Here is a 17,617-nt window from a genome sequence, read left to right as displayed (position 1 = left end):
GTGGTCATACCCCGCCGAACCACCCGACGCAAAAGCATCCCCCAACCAGAAACCATACCGACCCGCGACATCATTCGCGATATCGGAAAAAGTCGCCGTACCCTTATCCGCCGCAACCACCAGATACGTATCATCACCGTCACGACGCACCACCCGCTCCGGCGGCAGCACCTGCCCGCCGGCGAGATCGACATTATCGGTGATATCCAGCAGACCGGAGATGAAGGTGCGGTAGCACTCGATACCCTCCGACATCAGTGACTGCCGGTCGGCGGCGGCGTCACCCGTGGCAACCGGCGGGCGTTTCACCACGAAACCACCCTTCGCACCCACCGGCACGATCACCGCGTTCTTCACCGCCTGCGCCTTCACCAGACCCAAGATCTCGGTCCGGAAATCCTCCAACCGATCCGACCACCGCAAACCACCACGCGCCACCGCACCGAACCGCAGATGCACACCCTCCACCCGCGGCGAATACACGAAGATCTCGAACTTCGGCCGCGGCTGCGGCAGTTCGGCGATCTCCTGCGGTTCCACCTTCACCGAGATGAAGTCGCGGGGGGCGCCGTCGGCGTCGGTGACGTAGTAGTTGGTACGCAGGGTCGCGCGGATCAGCCCGAGAACGGCCCGCAGGATGCGGTCCGCGTCCAGGCTCACCACCTGGTCGATACGTTCGCGCAGGCACTCTTCGAGTTCGGTGGCCTGTTCGGTGGAATGACTGTCCGGATCGAATCGGGCGGTGAAGAGCTGCGCGAACAGTTTCGCCGTATCGGGATAGGTGTGCAGAACCCGGGCGATATTCACCTGGCTGTACGGGAAACCCGCCTGCTGGAGGTACTTCGCGTAGGTCCGGAGCACGGCGACCGCACGCCAGGACAGCCCCGCCCGCAAGACCAGTTCGTTCAGCCCGTCGGCCTCGGCCCGGCCGTACCAGAGTGCGTCGAACGCGGCCGTGAAACGCTCGCGCACCCGATCGGCGGCAACGGCCTTCACCTTCGGGGCCGCGAGCGTATCGGGCGCCACCTCGAGCAGTTCGGCGTCCAGATCCTGATCGAGCGCCCCGCGCAGCAGTTCGTTGCTCGCCAGCAACCCGAAATCGTAGATCCAGCGTTCTTCGGCGTCCGCGCCGTCACGTTCGCGCCTGATCCGGTACGGCCGCTCGTCGAGCACCTCGACACCCAGACTCTGCAGCACGGGCAGCACCTGGCTGAGCGAGATACCGGAACCACCGATGTACAGGGTGAAGCGCCAGGATCCTGCCGGGGCGTCGGCCACCCGGTACAGGTGCTGATCGATACTGCCCGGCCGCAACCGCTCCAGGCGGTCGATATCGGCGAGTGCGCGCCGCGCGCTGAAATCCTGTTTGTACCCCTCGGGAAAAGCTTCGCAGTAACGCCGGACGATCCGCGGATCGAGCACAGTCGAAGCGTTCACCGCGTCGTTGAGGTGGTCGTCCCAGGTACGACTCGCCTCCGCGAGCAGGCTCTGGATCCGCAGCCGTTCGGCTTCGGAGATTTCCTCGGCCCCGGAAACCCGCACCTCGGTGGTGTCCGCATCCGGCATCCGGATGGTGAAATACACGCTGGCGAGTTCGCTTTCGCTCACCCGCGCGGAGTAGTCGATCGAGGCGCCGCCGAGTTCACGGACCAGGATGTCCTGCATCTCCAGGCGGACAGCGGTGGTATAGCGGTCCCGCGGCAGGTACACCATGGCCGCGACGAACCGTCCGTAGGGGTCGACCCGGAGGAACAACCGAACCTGCCGGCGCAGCCCGACATTGAGCACCGCCGTGGCAGTGCGGCGCAGGGTCGCGGCATCGGAGGAGAACAGCTCCGTACGCGGAAAACCCTGCATCACTTCGAGCATGGCCTGACCCGAGAACGAGTCCAGGTCGAATCCGCTGCCCTTGATGGCGGCGCGGACCCGCTGGCCCACCACCGGAATGTCCAGAACGTTCTCGTGCAGCGCGGTGACCGTGAAGACGCCGACGAACAGGTGCTCACCCCGGACCTCGCCCGCGCTGTCCAGATCGGCTACGCCGATGTAGTACGGGTACACCGCGCGCTGCATGGTGACCGGGATCAGCCCCTGGGTCATCCGCAGCAGTGGCCGCGCACCGGTCGTGATCGGCACCTGGAATCCGGTCGCGGTGCCCGGATGCAGAACTCCCAGCTCGGAATCCGGCACAGGCACGGGCAGCTCCGCGCCCGATTCGCTCCGATAGCGGGCATAACCCAGCATCGTGAAATTGTCGTCGGCCATCCACCGCAGCAGGCGGGCGCAGTCGGCCGGTTCGATATCGGCATCCGCCGCGGCGGTGGAATCACCGGCGTGTTCGAGCCGGGTCGCCAATTCGTCGAGGATGGCATGGATCGCCCCGGTATCACTGCTCACCTGTCGCACATCCTTGATGACGTCCGGTACGGCGGCGGTGATCTCGTCGAGCAGTCGTGCGCTGGTCGCCGGGTGCAGTTGGAGATGGATCCAGGATTCGCGGCCGTCCGCGTTGCCGTCGCGGCGCAGGCCCGCCTCGTGCAGGCGAGCCGCGGTGAGGGTGCCGTCGGAATCCCGTTCGACCGAGAAGATGGGGTGGATGACTTCGCTGATGGTGGCGCCCATCCGGCCGAAGAGCGCGGTCACCGAATCGACCAGCATCGGCATATCGTCGGTGACGAGCTGTACCGCCGCGCCCAGCCCGGACCCGTCGTCCGGATGGTGGACACGCACGAGGCCCTGACCCGGGGCACGGGTCAGGGCCAGTGTCAGATGGGCCCGGAAGGTCAGCGTGGGTGCGGTGATCTCACAATCGGTGTCCTCGGTCTCGAAGTGCCGGAAATATCCGTCCTCGAGATTGCCGAGGTCGGCACGTAGCGTGTCCGGCAGCTCGGCAGCCCATGCCTCGCTGGACAATTCGGACGAGACCGTCATTTCCCACTCCCTTGAATGCGGTTTTGCTCGGACACACCGACACCGATCCCGAGGGTAGACCCGAACGCGGGCAGCGGGAAAAGTCCCGCAGCGTTACCCGCGGGTCAGCTTGCGATGTGTCACTCGATGCGGCCGTGCGGCTTCCGGGCCGAGGCGTTCGATCTTGTTGGCCTCGTAGGCTTCGAAGTTGCCCTCGAACCAGAACCATTCGGCCTCGTTGTCGGCGTCACCTTCCCAAGCGAGGATATGCGTACAGGTGCGGTCCAGGAACCACCTGTCGTGGGAAATGACCACGGCGCAGCCCGGGAACTGCTCCAATGCGTTCTCCAGTGACCCGAGAGTTTCCACGTCGAGGTCGTTGGTGGGTTCGTCGAGCAGGATCAGGTTGCCGCCCTGCTTCAGGGTGAGCGCCAGGTTCAACCGGTTGCGTTCACCGCCGGAGAGCACTCCCGCCGGCTTCTGCTGGTCCGCACCCTTGAACCCGAAGGCGCTCACGTAGGCCCGCGAGGGCATCTCCTGCTGACCGACCTCGATATAGTCGAGCCCGTCCGAAACGATCTGCCATACCGTCTTGGCCGGATCGATACCGGCGCGGCTCTGGTCGACATAGCTCAGTTTGACGGTCTCGCCGACCTTCACCGTGCCGCTGTCCGGCTCCTCCAAGCCCACGATGGTCTTGAAGAGGGTGGTCTTACCGACACCGTTCGGGCCGATCACACCGACGATGCCGTTGCGCGGCAGGGTGAACGACAGATCTTTGATCAGCTGGCGATCGCCGAAGCCCTTGTCCAGATGCTCGACCTCGACCACGACGCTGCCCAGCCGCGGACCCACGGGGATCTGGATCTCCTCGAAGTCCAGCTTCCGCATCTTCTCGGCCTCGGTGGCCATCTCCTCGTAGCGGCCCAGACGCGCCTTGTTCTTCGCCTGACGCGCCTTGGCACCCGAGCGCACCCAGGCGAGCTCGTCCTTGAGCCGCTTCTGCAGCTTCTGGTCCTTCTTACCCTGGACCGCGAGCCGTTCCGCCTTCTTCTCCAGATAGGTGGAGTAGTTGCCCTCGTAGCCGATGGCCCGGCCGCGGTCGAGCTCGAGGATCCAGCCGGCCACGTTGTCGAGGAAGTACCTGTCGTGGGTGACCGCCAGGACGGCGCCCGGGTACTGCGCCAGGAACTGTTCGAGCCAGAGCACGCTCTCGGCGTCGAGATGGTTGGTGGGCTCGTCGAGCAGGAGCAGATCGGGTTTGCTGAGCAGCAGTTTGCACAGGGCCACCCGGCGGCGCTCACCACCGGACAGATTGGTCACCGGTTCGTCCGGCGGCGGGCAGCGCAGCGCGTCCATCGCCTGTTCGAGCTGGGAATCCAGGTCCCAGGCATCGGCGTGGTCGAGGTCCTCCTGCAATTTGCCCATTTCGTCCATGAGCTCGTCGGAGTAGTCGGTAGCCATGAGCTCGGCGATCTCGTTGAACCGGTCGAGTGCGACCTTGATCTCGCCGAGGCCCTCCTCGACATTGCCGCGAACCGTCTTCTCCTCGTTCAGCGGCGGTTCCTGCTGCAGGATCCCGACGCTGGCGCCCGGCGCGAGAAAGGCCTCGCCGTTGTTCGGCTGGTCCAATCCGGCCATGATCTTCAAGACGCTGGATTTACCGGCGCCGTTCGGACCGACAACGCCGATCTTGGCGCCGGGAAGGAAGTTCAAGGTGACATCGTCGAGCACGACCTTGTCGCCGTGCGCCTTGCGAACCTTCTTCATTTGGTAGATGAACTCAGCCATAGCGATCACCCTATCCGTCAAACATCGATGCGGTTTCACACGTCGGCGTTCACGGGCACATCGTCGCGCGCCGACTGCTCCACCATTGGATCGTCCTGTTCCCCCGCCGCCCCCGTTTCGGCAGACGCAGCGCCCGGACCGGCGGAAATATTCCCGGTCGCGGCCGGGTGCCCGGCCCGCCGACGCTCCACCCGTGCGGTGCAGCGGGTGAGGTCCGGCCCCAGAGTATGCGCCCGCATCTCCAGATCACGCCGCTCGGCCCCGTCCCGGGTGCGGTATTCGTTGGACCGGAGTTGCCCCTGCACGATCACCGGATCGCCCCGGTGGATCGATGCGTCCACGCCCTCCACGAGCCGCCGCCAGCAGCTCACGGTGAGGAACAGGGCCCCGTTGTCCACCCATTCACCGGTTTCGCGATCGAGCCGCCGCGCGGTACTCGCCAACCGGAAACTCACCATCTGCTCACCGCTGGGCAGGTCGCGTTTCACGGGCTCGGTCACCACGGTACCGACCACGGTCGCCACTGCTTCGTACATTTCCACCCCTCCGTTCGCCCGGCGGTCGCCGAACGTGTTCATCGTCATCCGCCGGGCGGCGCCATGGAGGGTGTGTACCGAATCTGTGGACAACTCCGGCGGAGCGGTGAACCTGTGGATGAAGCGGGGACCCGTTTCGCGGGTTCACCGGGTGGCGGACGGCCTGGACGCGGCGATCTCCCGGCGTGAGCGGACTCCGAGTTTGGCGAGAATGCTGGATACATGTGATTGGACGGTCCGGCGCGACAGGAACATCTGCGCCGCGATATCGGCGTTCGAGCAGCCGTCGGCCACTTGGACGGCCACGGCGCGCTCGGTCTCGGTCAGCGATGCCCAGCCCGTTTTCGGGCGATTCCGCGGCCCGCGCACGCCCCGCCGGATGCCGTAGCGGCGGACCCGGGCCACCGCCCGGGCGATATCCCACGATGCGCCCAGCCGGGTATACAGCTGTACGGCGGACTCCAGGGCGTCCCGCGCGTCGGCGCCGCGATCGCCCGCGGCAAGTACTATCGCGCCATCCTCATAGGCCTGCGCCTCGTAGAGCGGCCAATCACAGCGGGCGAACTCACGCGCCGCGGCGAAGATCGCGTCCGGGTCCTTCTCGGCCAGCCCGCGGCACAGCTGCGCGATCCCGGATCGGGACGCGGTCGACTGCTTCGACACCAGTTCCTCGGCCGCCGCCCACGCTACGCCCATGGCCTCCTCGTCACCTGCGTCGAAGGCCAGGCGGGCGATATCGGGAAGTATGTAGTGCAGGGTCGAGGCGCTCATACCACCGGCCAGGTCCTCGTAGGTCTCGAGCAACAGTCGCAGCGCCGGGACCGGGTTCCCATGGGTCTCGTGTACGAGGGCCGTTACCCACGGATGCATGTACCCGTAGCCCGCGGTCCCCAGGCGATCGTCCGGGTCGAGCGCGTCGCCGGGCGGAGGCGCGCCGCGGTGGAGCCCGATCAGCGCCATCACACTGTGGGCGACCGGCGCGTAACCGAGCACATCGGGCACCTCCAGACATGCCCGGCAGGCCTCTATCGCTTCGTCCCAGCGGCCGTTCAGCAAGAACAGCCGCGCTTCGGCCATGAGGTTGGGAGCCAGGTAGACCCCTCGTGTCCGGCGATTGTGCCCGATGGCGGTTTCCAGTGCCTCCAGGGCCGCGGCCGGCCGGTCGAGCTCGATGAGACAGTGCGCGTAGAGCACGTACGGATCGATCTGATCCGATCCGGCCCCGTCCTCCAGTACGGTCAGGGACTCGGTGCTGATCTCCACCGCCTCGGCGAGATATCCCTGGGTGTAGCGCACCGCACCGAGCGCCATCAGCCCGTATCCGGTGGCAAGAGAGTTGTCCGACTGCCGGCCCAGATCGACCGCGCGCCGGCCCGCCTGTTCGGCCGCGGCGAACCGTTCCAGGAAGAAATTGTCCAGGGCGCACAACCCCAGGAAGCGGGCCGCATCGGAGTCGCTGAGATCCAAAGTGCTCAGCGCGGTCTCGGCGACTTCGACCGCCTCGGCCAATCGCCCCTGGGCGTGGCACACATGGGCGAGCAGCCAGCGCAGTCCCGGGTCGTCGGCGTGCTCGGGCCGGTGCCGCAACGCGACCCGCAGTGTGGCCTCGGCCTGTTCGGCCCGGCCGTTCCACAGCAGTGCGCGGGTCCGCATCCGGATCAGTCCCGCACGCGTCGCCGTATCGAGCCCGCCGGTATCGACTATCCGGGTCAGCAGCCGCATCGCCAGTTCCGGGGCGCGCACGATCAGCGCATCGGAAACCGAGAGCAGCCATTGCAGACTCGCCGAGTCGAGCTCCCGTCCCCCGATCGTCAGATAGTAGGCAATGCGTTCTATCGGTGCGCCCGTCGTCTGCAGGACCAGCCCGGCGCGGCGCAGCAGATCCGAACGCAGCGATGTCGGCAACCGGTCCGCCAGGACGTGGCGGATGAGGTCGTGCCGGAAGACGATTTCGGAATCGACCATGGTGAGCAGTCCGGCCTCCGTCGCCTCGGTGACCGCGCTCCACACTTCCATGAGGTGGCCGTCCAGGACGGCGGCCAGTTCCGAGACGTCGACCTTCGGTCCCAGCGCGGCGGCCATGGGCAGCAGGTCGCGCGTCGAACGCGACAGCGACTCGACCCGGCGCCAGATCGCTTCGGCCAGTGATCCGGCCGGCCGGGCAGCGGTATCGGACCTCTCGCCGACGGGATCCAGCAGCGAGGTGGCGACCAGCTCCGTGATGTGCAGCGGATGACCGTACGCGCCTGCGACCTGGCGCAGCAGTGCCGGTGGTGGCGCCGAGCCCATCATCTCCCGCACCATGGTCGCCGCCGCCGCGTCGGGCAGCGCGCCGAGCCGGATGGTAGAGGCCGCGCGGGCGGTCAACGTGGCCGTCAACACCGCGAAGGCCGGGTCCGCGGTGAAGGGACGGGTCGCGAGCACCAGGACCAGCGGCAGCCGTTCGGCGAGGATGGACAGCCGGTGCAGCACGGCCAGACTGGACCGGTCCGCCCAGTGGACATCGTCGAGCATCAGTGCGACAGGCTGGTCGGCGCACCAGGCGCTGATTTGTTCGAGTAATAGTTCGGCGAGTGCGAATTCGTGCGTGGCCGCGGCGTCCCCGGCCTGGTCCGCACCATCGAGCAGCATCCGGATCGGATCGGAATCGGCGCCCGGCCGCACCTCCCCGGTCACGAGCCACCCCGCCATCGCCGCGAACGGCACATCCTGTTGGAGTTCCCTTGCCGCACTGGCGCGCACCTGCAGCCCGAGTTGCGAGAACTGTTGGGCGGCGGCACCCAGCAGCGTCGTCTTACCGATTCCGGCTTCGCCTTCCACCAGCACTACGGCCCCGCGTCCCGCCACTGCGGAACGTCCGCACGAGACCAGGGCCTCGACCTCGGCCTCGCGACCGACGAACACTGTCGCGAGAGATTGCTGCACCCGCACAAGTCTAAGCACCCGGCCCCCGCCCCGCAGGAGCCGGCGACCGGCGGACGGTGTGATCTCCCTCGACTTCACCAGGGGGAAACGGACATACCGGGAACTGCCGCCCGATGCTCCACATTCCAGGTCGCCAGGGGTCGACGCCGCAGCCAGGAAACCCGGCCGCCGGCCGGTCCCTGCTGGACCCGGTTCATCGCGCCGGAGAGTCGGTACCCGCACGAACGAGTCGCCGCACGGCCCTGGCACGGCCGGTTCCCGGCCAGGTCCTCAGCCGTCCGGACGGAGTGCCCCGGCGATCGCCGACCGGCGGTACCGACCCCGTGAAAGCACAGCGCGCGCCCGACACCGGCCATCGGTCACCGGGCGGAACAACCCGTCAGAGCACCGGCAGTTCGGTGTTCGCACCACAGAGCACCACCACCGGCCGCTCCCCCTCACGCGGTACATAGGCACCGCTCAGGATCGCCGCCAGCGCCACCGCGCCCGCCAGCTCCACGACGATACGGAACTCGCGCCACAGATAGTCCCGCGCGTCGGTGATCACATCGTCGGTCACCAACGCGGACCGCACACCGTAGCGCCGGGCCACGTCGAGGGCGATCTCGCCGATCCGCGACGCGCCCAAGGCGTCTGCCGTGATGCTGGAAATTTCCACATCCACCGGCTTCCCGGCGGCCAGCGCGGAGTTCAGGGTCGGAATCCCCTCGGGTTCGACGCCCACGATCTCACGACGCCGCCCGCCGGCCGCCGCGATCCCGCCGATCAGTCCGCCGCCGCCGACAGCCACGAGGATCGGCGGCCGCCCCCGCACCTGCTCCTCGATCTCCAGTTCGATCACCCCGGCCCCGGCCACGACGGCCGGCAGGTCGTAGGCGTGCAGTTGCAGTGCACCCCGTTCGGCGGTGATCTCGCAGGCGTGATCGTAGGCTTCGGCGTACGTGGTTCCGTGCCAGCGCACCTCGGCACCGTGCGACCACATGGCGGCGACTTTGGTGTGCGGTGCCGACTCCGGGACGACGACCGTGCAGGTCTTGCCCATCCCGGCCGCGGCCAGCGCCGCCGCGATCCCCGCGTTTCCGCCCGAGGCGATCACGACGTGCTCGGGACATACTCGTTCCGACAGCAGTGCGTTGTAGCTGCCGCGCACCTTGAAAGTGCCACCGTGCTGTAGATACTCGAGCTTCAGGGTGACCGGGACGGGGCCGGAAGGCCCCGGGACGGCGGTGTGGAAGACCGGAGTCTTGCGAATACGGCCGGTCAGGCGCCGACGCGCCGCCCGCACATCCGAGCGGTAGATACGCCGGAGCGGTGGCACAGGTGTCAGCGGGATTTTCTGCTCGGTCATCTACCTACTTGCCCGATCTCGCTTGGCCAATTCGGCGAACATGGCATTGTGCGCGGCGAGTTCCGCGTTGTCGTCGCGTTCCGCGGCGCGGTCGGTACGCCGGGCCAGCCGCGCATCACTGCGCGACCATTGGATCAGCAGCGCCAGCATCACCAGGACCAGCGGGATCTCACCGGTCGCCCACGCCAGACTCCCACCGGTGCGCTGATCGCCCAGCAGATCGACGTGCCAGCCCAGGCCGAGACTGCGATAGAACCAGCCGGCGAGCACCGTGCTCATACCCATCAGCACGACACCGAAGAAAGCGTGGAACGGTAGTGATCCGAACACCATGGCCAGTCTGGTGAGCGGCTCCACCCGGCGCGGTTTCGGGTCGATCCCGATCACCACCCAGTAGAAGAGGTATCCGCTGAGCAGGAAGTGCAGGTTCATCAGCAGGTGCGCGGCATGGGAATCGGCATAGGTGTCGAAGATCCCGCCCAGATACAGGGCATAGAAACCGGCCACGAAGAGCAACGAAGCCACGATCGGATGGGTGAGAAAGCGGGAGACCGGGTTGTGCACGGCCGCGAGGATCCACTCCCGTGGGCCGGGAACACCGTCGCGGCCGGCCGGTGGTAGCGCACGCAGCGCGAGCGTCACCACGCCGCCCAGCGCCAGCAGGATCGGTACCAGCATCGACAGGGCCATATGCGCGCCCATGTGCACGCTGAACATGGCGGGCGCGTACCGGCCGACGCCCGACGAGGTCGTGAACAGCAGTACGGCACAGCCGAGCAGCCACGCGGCGGTCCGGCCGATCGGCCAGACATCACCGCGCGCCCGCAACCGCCGGACGCCCAGCAGATACAGCACCGCCAGCACAATGGCGAGCGTGCCGAAAATCAGGTCGAAACGCCAGTCGAAGAGCAATCGCGCCACGGTGGGTGGCCCATCGAGGTTGTAGCCGAGCTCGACCTCCATCGGGGTGGGCACGCTGGTCGGAGCCGGTGGCGGCGTACGTCCGAGACCGGCCGCCAGGCCCATGGTCGCGGCGAAGACCAGCAGCTCCACACTCGCGAACCGGGCCAGCGCCCGCCGGTCGTCCGGGTCGGCGGCCAGCGCCGGGAGCGCCGCCCGCCGCTGGAACCAGCCGAGCACCCCGAGAGCCACCAACGCGGCGGCCTTGGCCAGCACGAGCCGCCCATAGGTACTGGTGAACAGTTCGTCCGCCGGCACCCGCACCCAGGAGTTGGCCACGCCGCTGATCGCCAGTACCACGAAGGACACCAGGGCCACCGCGGAGAATCGCCGGGCCGCCAGGGCTGTATGGGTACCGTCGCGCAGCGCGTGCACGAGCAGCGCGGCGAGTCCGCCGACCCAGACCGCCGCGGCGATCAGATGCAGGATCAGGCTGTTGGTGGCTACATCGTGGGCGCCCCCGGACGCGGAATGCCCGGTCAGTGCCAGCGGCATCAGCACCGCGACCGAGCCCGCGAACAACACCGGCGTCCAGCCCCAGCGCAGGACGAGCCGGCAGGCGATCGCCAGTACCAGCGCCGCGATCGCGGTCAGCCGCCAGGTGCCGGCCAGTTCGATCTCATCGGCGACGCCCCACAGGTCCTGGGGAGCGAGGATCTCGGTGACCGGGCGGCCGGTGCTGTCGGACACGGTCAGCGGTACGAGCAGGGCGGCGCTCACCGCCCATGCCACAGCCAGGCTCGAGGCCCGGCGCACCGCCCGGTAGCCACCGGCGTCGAAGAGCCCGCCGCGCTGCGGAGGCATCAGGAAGGCCGCGAACAGCAGCGACCCCACGGTGAACGCCGCGAAAAGATCCGCCAGTGCCCGGATCGCGGGCAGCCCGTAGGTGGTCAGCGGGCCGGGGTCCGGAATACCCAGCAGACTCAGCGCCTGGGCTGCCGACAAGCCCACCACCAGCATCGACACCACCGCCGCGAGCGCCGCGGCGAGTACGGTGAGCACGGCCGCAACAGCCGCCGAACCGCCGGGCCGACCGGCCTCGATAACGAGTTCGGCGGCGGGGGCCTGCGCTGACGACATAGGTTCGAGAGTAGTTCGGTGGGCGCTATCCGGCCCGCCGGGGCTGTTTCCGGGCAGCCCAAAACAAACGATCCGGTCGATCGCTACACTTTTCAGCTGGACAGCGCGGCCGTTGTCCGCCATGGTGGAACCACTGCCTCCGTAGCTCAGTTGGATAGAGCAAGGGCCTTCTAATCCCTAGGTCGCAGGTTCGATTCCTGCCGGGGGCGCTCCACCCACCCGACTGAGCTGTTCGGGCCAGTCGGAGTGGGTGTACCCCGTGGAACGAGCCCCAAACACACAATCCCGGCGGGCGGGCTACGCCCGGCAGTGCCCTCTAAGGTGTCGGGAATGGGTTTGCCTTCGCCTACCGCGGACAGCCGCGCCGTGGTCACCGGAGCTTCGTCCGGAATCGGAACCGCACTGGCCGCCGAACTGGCCCGGCGGGGTCATTCGCTCATCCTCATCGCGCGCCGCGGCGAGATCCTCGACGAGCTGGCCGGTCGGCTGACCCGCGAGCACGGCATCACCGCCGAGGTCCGCGCCGTCGACCTCGCGAACCGGGAACAGCGCGCGCCGCTCACCGCTGAGCTCGCCGGGCGCGATATCTCCATCCTCTGCAACAACGCGGGTATCGCGACCTTCGGGCCGGTCGCCGACCTCGATCCGGCCTACGAACGCGATCAGCTGGAGCTGAACGCCGTCGCAGTCCACGATCTGACCCTGGCCGTCCTGCCCGCGATGCTGGCGCGGCGCGCCGGGGGCATCCTGGTCAGCGGTTCCGCGGCCGGGAACATGCCCATCCCGAACAACGCCACCTATGCGGCGAGCAAAGCGTTCGCCAACACCTTCGCCGAATCCCTGCGAGGTGAGCTGAAGGGTTCCGGCGTGCACATCACCCTGCTCGCCCCGGGGCCCGTACGCACCGAAACACCCGACCCCGCCGATGCCTCCCTGATCGACCGGATGGTCCCGGACTTCCTGTGGGTGTCCTCCGAGTACACGGCCCGCATCTCGATCGACGCACTCGCCCGTAACAAGATGCGGGTGGTACCGGGCCTGATCGGCAAGGGTATGAGCACAGCGGGCAACTACGGTCCCCGGGCGGTCACCGCGCCGATCGCGGGTGCGTTCTACAAGAAGCTCGGCGGCTGATATCGCCCCATCGGGTGACCCTTCCACACGGCGGGGCGGCGATTGCACCCGACGGGTAGCGCGCTGATTAGGGTAGTGCGAGTGTCGGACAAATTAGTGGTGTGGATGGATTGTGAGATGACCGGGCTCGACCTGGTCACCGACAAACTGATCGAGGTGGCGGCACTGGTGACGGACAGCGATCTGAACGTCCTCGGCGACGGGGTGGATATCGTGATCCACGCCGATGACGAGGCGCTCGCCGCGATGCCCGAGGTGGTCGCCGAAATGCACGCACGGTCCGGCCTCACCGAGGAGGTCCGGCACTCCACGGTCACCCTCGCCGAGGCCGAACGGCAGGTGCTCGACTATGTGAAGCAGTACGCACCCACCGCCCGTATGGTGCCGCTGGCCGGTAATTCCATCGCCACCGACCGGGGTTTCATCGCCCGGGACATGGCGGAGCTGGACGCGCATCTGCACTATCGGATGATCGACGTCAGCTCGATCAAGGAACTGTGCCGCCGCTGGTATCCGCGCATCTACTTCGGCCAGCCCGAGAAGGGCCTGGCCCACCGCGCCCTCGCCGATATCAAGGAATCGATCCGGGAACTCGAGTACTACCGGCGCACCGCGTTCGTGTCCGCGCCCGGGCCCTCGACAGCGGAGATCGCCGCGATCGCCGCCGAGGTCAGCGCGGGTTCCGGCGGTGAACCGCGGCGAGAAGGGGACGATCCGGCGTAGACCGTGGCGACCGGCACACCGATAACCGATTGGCTTGCGGAGGGGTGAACGCGCTACTATCTAGGCCGCCGGTGCGAAACCGGTGATGGTGAGTGTAGTTCAGTTGGTAGAGCACCAGGTTGTGATCCTGGATGTCGCGGGTTCGAGTCCCGTCACTCACCCTGAAGAGCCCGAGGACCCGATGGGTCCTCGGGCTCTTTCATTCGGCCGGGGTGGTCTCAGACCTCGGGTTTGCTCGTATCGACCACGGGCGCGGCCTCATCGCGGGCACCTTGGTCCAAGCGGAACGGCGGGTACTCGTCACGCAGCAGCGAGGCGTAGGCCTGCACCCGCAGCATCCACCTGTTGACCCCCATCACGAAATCGAAGAGCCCCTGCGAGTACCGAGCGGCGAAGAGCAGGCCGACCAGGGCGACGAGGGTGAGCACGCCGATCAGCGGGATACCCGCCGCACTGGCCGTACTGTCGGCGTCGTCGAAGTCGACCAGCCAGGCGGCTCCGGTCATACCGCCGATTATCAGATAGTGCGGAATCGCCAGCAGCCACCATTTCACCAGCACCAGGCCGCGATGGAGAGTCGGCGGGTAGTCGACGGCCAGATCCGCCGGATAGTCGTCATCGGCAGACAGGGAGAACGGCGGATACCTGTCCGTTCCGGCCGGAGACCACGCGTAGTAACTCACGCGCCACGTCCACCGGATCACGCCGACGCTGTAGTCGAACAGGCCGCGAGGGTACTTGCCGGTGAACAGGATCGCGAAGAACGCGATGACAGTGACCACCGCATAACCGATATGTAGGAAGAACAGAACTATGTAGTGCGGAATGGCGAGAAGCCATTTCACGATCCACATCCAGCGCGACAGCGCGGGGTCCAGATCGCCGCGAACTCGGACCGGGTAACCGGCGGGAGCAGGCATCGTGATCAACGCTCCTTCGAGGGTGCTGGTCCGGCCGACCCAACCGGCTCGGCCGCCCCTCAATTGTGAGCTATCGCACACTTTTTCGCGTTCATCCCGCCGTACCGACATTTCATCGAGATCAATCGATTGCCGAACCACCCGCAGCCGCGTTCGGCGACGCGCCCTACCTGGCCGGGGTCTTGTCGAAACCGTCCAGCGCGGCCAGTCGCGGCAACGCGCCCGGATGCTGCGTGTTCAGCCAGTCGATCAGTTCTTCTCGGACGGCACAGCGCAACGACCACACCGCATCCGAATCACGGCCGGTCATCGATGCCCGGACCTCGATCCCGGTGGGAGTGCTGTCGGTTACCAGCAGATTCCAGCTACGGCCGTCCCAATCGGGATGATCGCTCAGATAGGCGTAGAGATGTTCACGCAGAGCCGACACCGGAGTGCTGTGGTCCAGGTAGAGGAATACGGTGCCGGTGAGCTGCGGACCGCCGCGCGACCAGTTCTCGTAGGGCTTGCTGTTGAAGTACGACACCGGCATCGTCAGCCTGCGATCGTCCCAGATACGGACGGTGAGGAAGGACAGGGAGATTTCCTCGACAGTGCCCATCTCCCCCTCCACCACGACCGTGTCACCGATCTTCACCGAATCACCGAAGGCGATCTGCAAACCGGCCATGAGGTTACTGAGGGTGGATTGCGCGGCCACACCGGCGATGATGCCGATGATGCCGGCCGAGGCGAGGAGCGAGGTGCCCAGGACACGCAGCCCCGGGAACAGGATCAGCATGGCGATAGCCGCGGTCGCGACCGCCAATATCGCGGTGGTGATCCGCCGGATCAGGGTGAACTGGGTGTTCAGCTGGCGCACCCGGCGGGGGTCCCGGGCGCGGCGGGAGTAGCTGTTGAGCAGTCCATCGGCCACCGCGTCGGCTATCCGGACGACCAGCCAGACCGCCGACATGGTGACCATGGTGGCCAGGACACTGAGAATGACCACGTCCTGCCGGAGATCCAGTTCGGCCAGCGGGTAGGTGATACGGAGCGCCGCGAAACCGAGGAACAACTGCAACGGCAGCTGGACCCGGCGCAGCAGGCTCGGGATGGTGGTCTTCGGATGCCGGGCCGACCAGTACCGCAGTCCGCGGTCGATAGCCCAGCCGATCGCGATCGTCACGACCAGGGTGCCCCCGAATACGATCAGCAGCCGTATCACGTTCTCCACTGCGTCCACTCCTTGTCACCCATCGCTCGATCAGGAACCCCGGCACAAGGCTACAGTTCGATAACGACGGATCACCACCAGTCACGGGGATCTCACGGACGGGGTCGGCGCATACGGCCCGCCTCGACGGGGTTACTGCGGGGCCTGCCCCTGCGCGGAATACAGCCGCACCTCACCCGCGTCGCCCAGGAACGCGTTGACGAGCATCACCCGGTCGGCGCGCAATTCCGCCTCGTCGGGCGCGGTGGTGGTGACGGATATCTGCGGGATCGCCGCCCAGTTCACGACGTAGCGTTCCGGCGGCCCGTCGTCGTCGGACAACCGGGCCAGCCGGAAGACCGATACGGTCTTGCGCTCCATCAGGTCGCGCACCACCTCGGCGACCCGTTCGGGATCCTCCAGTGCGAAGAGGAAACCGAAGGTCAGCTCCGGCGAGGAGATATAGGCGGGCACGACCAGAGGTTAGCCCATGGATAACCGCTCGGTGTGAGTTGTCCCACCGAGCGGCTTCCGGTTCGGATCAGTACCGCTTGCCGGAGGGGCCGGGATCAGCGGTCTCGGCGTCGACGATATCGGCGTCGAGCACGACCCGGGATTCCCGAACCGGCGCGGTGCTGCCGGTCACGACGTCCCGGCTCTCTGCACCGTCGCGCACACCGGGGTCGTCCTCGCGTCCCCCGGACTCGGCGGCATCACGCCGGGCCGCGGCGGCGGCCTCGTTCATCTCGATGGCGTCGGTGATCCACTCGCCGATCTCGCGGGTGACCTCCGAGACCGTGCCGGTGATGATGCCCGCGATATTGCCGACCCGGCGCGCGCCCGACGAGGTGAGTTCCTGGATCAGATCCTTGTTGGCCTCGAATTTGCCGATCATCACACGCCCGCTTCGGTTGGACTCTGCTGACGCATCACGATAACACCGGCAGCGGGCTGTTTCCGCAGCGCAGCGGGCAGGAACTTGGCCAGCCGGGATTCCTGCACCTGCGGCGGGAGAGCGAGCTGGAAGATCTTCGCCCACACCGATCCGATCTGCTTACCGAGCGGTCCGGTGTTGTACGGCAGTCCGAACTTCTCGCACAGCGCACGGACCTCCGGCGCGATCTGCGGGTACCGGTTGGCCGGCAGATCCGGGAACAGGTGGTGCTCGATCTGGTGCGACAGGTTCCCGGACATGATGTGGAACAGCGGGCTACCGGAGATATTGGCCGAGCCGAGCATCTGCCGGACATACCATTCGCCGCGGGTCTCCTCGGCGGTCTCCTCTTCGGTGAATGTCTGCACGCCCGAAGGGAAATGACCGCAGAAGATGATCGAGTACGCCCACACGTTGCGCACCAGGTTGGCCGTCGCGTTCCCGGCCAGGGTGGACAGGAACAGCGGACCGGTCAGCAGCGGGAACGCCACATAGTCCTTGAGGACCTGCCGGCCCGATTTCCGGAGCTGCCCCTTGATCAACGGTTTGAGGTCCGACCAGCTGCGCTTGCCCTTGACGATGTTGTCGGCCTCGAGGTCGTGCATCATCACGCCCCATTCGAAGAACACCATCAACAGGAACGCGTACAGCGGGTTGCCCAGGTAGTACGGGTGCCAGTCCTGCCCCTCGTCGATCCGCAGCACGCCGTAGCCGATATCCCGGTCGCGGCCGTGGATGTTGGTGAAGGTGTGGTGCATGTAGTTGTGCGAATGCTTCCACTGGTCCCCGGGGCAGACGTTGTCCCACTCGAAGACTCGCGAGTTGAGGCCCGGCTCCCGCATCCAGTCGTACTGGCCGTGCATGACGTTGTGGCCGATCTCCATATTGTCGAGGATCTTCGACACACTGAGCGCGGCCACGCCGGCCAGCCAGAACGGCGGCAGGAAACCCAGGTACATCAGGCCGCGCCCGGCGATCTCGAATCCGCGCTGCGCCTTGATGATGTCGTATATGTACTGGCGGTCGCGTTCGCCGAGGTCGGCGACGATACGGTCGCGCATTTCGTCGAGGGTCCGGCCGATCTCCTCGACCTGATCGGGCGAGAGGACCAGCGGTCCGTCCTTGGTCTCGGTGAGGATGGTCATCTGTTTCTCCCCTTCG

13 protein-coding genes and 2 tRNA genes are annotated in these 17,617 nt (G+C 66.9%); 4 read left to right on the top strand and 11 right to left on the bottom strand.

Annotated features, from left to right (window positions below; translation table 11 throughout):
* The 6 genes from IEY68_RS27010 to IEY68_RS26985 form a co-directional block, all read right to left on the bottom strand.
* A partial coding sequence (locus tag IEY68_RS27010; protein WP_189094511.1) for an NAD-glutamate dehydrogenase domain-containing protein occupies window positions 1-2,931 on the bottom strand: 2,931 nt, incomplete at its 3' end.
* Window positions 2,932-3,024: 93 nt separating this feature from the next.
* On the bottom strand, window positions 3,025-4,701 hold the full coding sequence (gene ettA / locus IEY68_RS27005) for an energy-dependent translational throttle protein EttA (protein WP_058855213.1): 1,677 nt from the start codon (window positions 4,699-4,701) through the stop codon (window positions 3,025-3,027).
* Between the two features lie 35 nt (window positions 4,702-4,736).
* Window positions 4,737-5,237: a single-stranded DNA-binding protein gene (gene ssb / locus IEY68_RS27000; protein WP_063916355.1), complete on the bottom strand. Its 501-nt coding sequence runs from the start codon at window positions 5,235-5,237 to the stop codon at window positions 4,737-4,739.
* Between the two features lie 144 nt (window positions 5,238-5,381).
* On the bottom strand, window positions 5,382-8,162 hold the full coding sequence (locus IEY68_RS26995) for a helix-turn-helix transcriptional regulator (RefSeq protein ID WP_189094510.1): 2,781 nt from the start codon (window positions 8,160-8,162) through the stop codon (window positions 5,382-5,384).
* Window positions 8,163-8,541: 379 nt separating this feature from the next.
* Window positions 8,542-9,510 (bottom strand): threonine/serine dehydratase, encoded by a 969-nt coding sequence (locus IEY68_RS26990; protein WP_058855211.1) that lies wholly within the window; start codon window positions 9,508-9,510, stop codon window positions 8,542-8,544.
* Window positions 9,511-11,550, bottom strand: a complete 2,040-nt coding sequence (locus IEY68_RS26985; RefSeq protein ID WP_058855210.1) for a bifunctional copper resistance protein CopD/cytochrome c oxidase assembly protein — start codon at window positions 11,548-11,550, stop codon at window positions 9,511-9,513. It lies immediately after the preceding gene.
* Window positions 11,551-11,685: 135 nt separating this feature from the next.
* Here IEY68_RS26985 and IEY68_RS26980 point away from each other — a divergent pair.
* The 4 genes from IEY68_RS26980 (at window position 11,686) to IEY68_RS26965 (ending at window position 13,568) form a co-directional block, all read left to right on the top strand.
* A tRNA-Arg gene (locus IEY68_RS26980) sits at window positions 11,686-11,759 on the top strand.
* 121 nt (window positions 11,760-11,880) lie between these two features.
* Complete coding sequence (gene cmrA, locus IEY68_RS26975) at window positions 11,881-12,684, top strand: mycolate reductase (protein ID WP_058855209.1); 804 nt, start codon at window positions 11,881-11,883, stop codon at window positions 12,682-12,684.
* A gap of 81 nt (window positions 12,685-12,765) precedes the next feature.
* Window positions 12,766-13,407, top strand: coding sequence for an oligoribonuclease (gene orn / locus IEY68_RS26970; RefSeq protein ID WP_058855208.1), 642 nt, complete (start codon window positions 12,766-12,768; stop codon window positions 13,405-13,407).
* Window positions 13,408-13,495: 88 nt separating this feature from the next.
* Window positions 13,496-13,568 (top strand) — tRNA-His (locus tag IEY68_RS26965).
* A gap of 57 nt (window positions 13,569-13,625) precedes the next feature.
* Here the strand turns inward: IEY68_RS26965 and IEY68_RS26960 are convergent.
* The 5 genes from IEY68_RS26960 to IEY68_RS26940 form a co-directional block, all read right to left on the bottom strand.
* The gene (locus IEY68_RS26960; protein ID WP_058855239.1) at window positions 13,626-14,327 is read right to left on the bottom strand and encodes a DUF4389 domain-containing protein; all 702 of its coding nucleotides are present in this window, start codon (window positions 14,325-14,327) and stop codon (window positions 13,626-13,628) included.
* Window positions 14,328-14,493: 166 nt separating this feature from the next.
* Window positions 14,494-15,543 carry a mechanosensitive ion channel family protein gene (locus tag IEY68_RS26955; protein WP_058855238.1) on the bottom strand — a complete coding sequence of 350 codons (1,050 nt, stop codon included), beginning with the start codon at window positions 15,541-15,543 and terminating at the stop codon, window positions 14,494-14,496.
* 132 nt (window positions 15,544-15,675) lie between these two features.
* On the bottom strand, window positions 15,676-15,996 hold the full coding sequence (locus tag IEY68_RS26950) for a hypothetical protein (protein WP_058855207.1): 321 nt from the start codon (window positions 15,994-15,996) through the stop codon (window positions 15,676-15,678).
* A 67-nt stretch (window positions 15,997-16,063) separates the two neighbouring features.
* Window positions 16,064-16,417, bottom strand: a complete 354-nt coding sequence (locus IEY68_RS26945; RefSeq protein ID WP_058855206.1) for a hypothetical protein — start codon at window positions 16,415-16,417, stop codon at window positions 16,064-16,066.
* On the bottom strand, window positions 16,417-17,601 hold the full coding sequence (locus IEY68_RS26940) for a fatty acid desaturase family protein (RefSeq protein ID WP_058855205.1): 1,185 nt from the start codon (window positions 17,599-17,601) through the stop codon (window positions 16,417-16,419). The genes IEY68_RS26945 and IEY68_RS26940 overlap by 1 nt, the downstream gene beginning before the upstream one ends.
* Between the last annotated feature and the right edge of the window lie 16 nt (window positions 17,602-17,617).

Source organism: Nocardia jinanensis (assembly GCF_014645735.1).
In the GTDB taxonomy this organism is placed as follows: domain Bacteria; phylum Actinomycetota; class Actinomycetes; order Mycobacteriales; family Mycobacteriaceae; genus Nocardia; species Nocardia jinanensis.
The sequence above is the reverse complement of the archived record's forward strand: the minus strand, read 5'-3'. Positions and strand labels throughout refer to the sequence as shown.

Excerpts from the sequence above, each read along its gene's own strand:
- IEY68_RS26990 (WP_058855211.1), bottom strand. The coding sequence starts at position 9,510 with ATGACCGAGCAGAAAATCCCGCTGACACCTGTGCCACCGCTCCGGCGT.
- ssb (WP_063916355.1), bottom strand. The coding sequence starts at position 5,237 with ATGTACGAAGCAGTGGCGACCGTGGTCGGTACCGTGGTGACCGAGCCC.
- IEY68_RS26940 (WP_058855205.1), bottom strand. The coding sequence starts at position 17,601 with ATGACCATCCTCACCGAGACCAAGGACGGACCGCTGGTCCTCTCGCCC.
- cmrA (WP_058855209.1), top strand. The coding sequence starts at position 11,881 with ATGGGTTTGCCTTCGCCTACCGCGGACAGCCGCGCCGTGGTCACCGGA.
- ettA (WP_058855213.1), bottom strand. The coding sequence starts at position 4,701 with ATGGCTGAGTTCATCTACCAAATGAAGAAGGTTCGCAAGGCGCACGGC.
- IEY68_RS26985 (WP_058855210.1), bottom strand. The coding sequence starts at position 11,550 with ATGTCGTCAGCGCAGGCCCCCGCCGCCGAACTCGTTATCGAGGCCGGT.
- IEY68_RS26960 (WP_058855239.1), bottom strand. The coding sequence starts at position 14,327 with ATGCCTGCTCCCGCCGGTTACCCGGTCCGAGTTCGCGGCGATCTGGAC.
- IEY68_RS26945 (WP_058855206.1), bottom strand. The coding sequence starts at position 16,417 with ATGATCGGCAAATTCGAGGCCAACAAGGATCTGATCCAGGAACTCACC.